Annotated in this window: 1 protein-coding gene; it reads right to left on the reverse strand. The window is 57.7% G+C overall.

The features are described from left to right. A partial coding sequence (locus QCE79_RS33450; RefSeq protein ID WP_309851787.1) for a hypothetical protein occupies window positions 1-253 on the reverse strand: 253 nt, incomplete at its 3' end. Between the last annotated feature and the right edge of the window lie 347 nt (window positions 254-600).

Below are 600 nucleotides of genomic sequence, written 5' to 3' on the forward strand. Positions count from 1 at the left end.
TGGTGCGGCCGTTGGCGTCGGTCATGGTCTTGATCCAGCCACCCGTCACCGATGTGCCCACCGAGGCGATGCTGTTCGCCCACTTGTAGTCGTACTGAATCGTGCGGCCCGCGGCACTCACGGTCTTGACGATGCGGCCATCGGCATCGTAGTACGTCTTCTCGCGCCCGCCCAGCGCATCCGTATGCGCGATACGTTGGTCCAGATCGTCGTACTCGTAACGCTCGACGCTGCGCTGACCGTTCGTCAGCACCGGGCGGTCGACTTCGATCAGGCGGTTCTTGGCGTCGTACCTGTACTCGGTGCGTTGGACGAACGTGTCTAAAAACGGTCTTAAGCTCTATCGACTGATCGAATGAACTCGGGCCGCTTACGCGGCCCGATTCTAGGAAAGGCAACCATCAAACGGACAACCCAACACGACTCTATTCGGCGGTCGGCTTTGGATTAGCGACGGCCAGTTCAGACTCTTTCACCCCCTTTTGACCGGCTTCCTCGTCCACCAACTGAAGTTTGTTGCGCGCGTAAAGGACGCCCATCTTGACCTCTTGCCAGACGTAATAAATCTTTCCGGCAGCTACATCGATATCGAGCTTAGAT

It is taken from the genome of Caballeronia sp. LZ003, assembly GCF_031451465.1.
GTDB lineage: Bacteria > Pseudomonadota > Gammaproteobacteria > Burkholderiales > Burkholderiaceae > Caballeronia.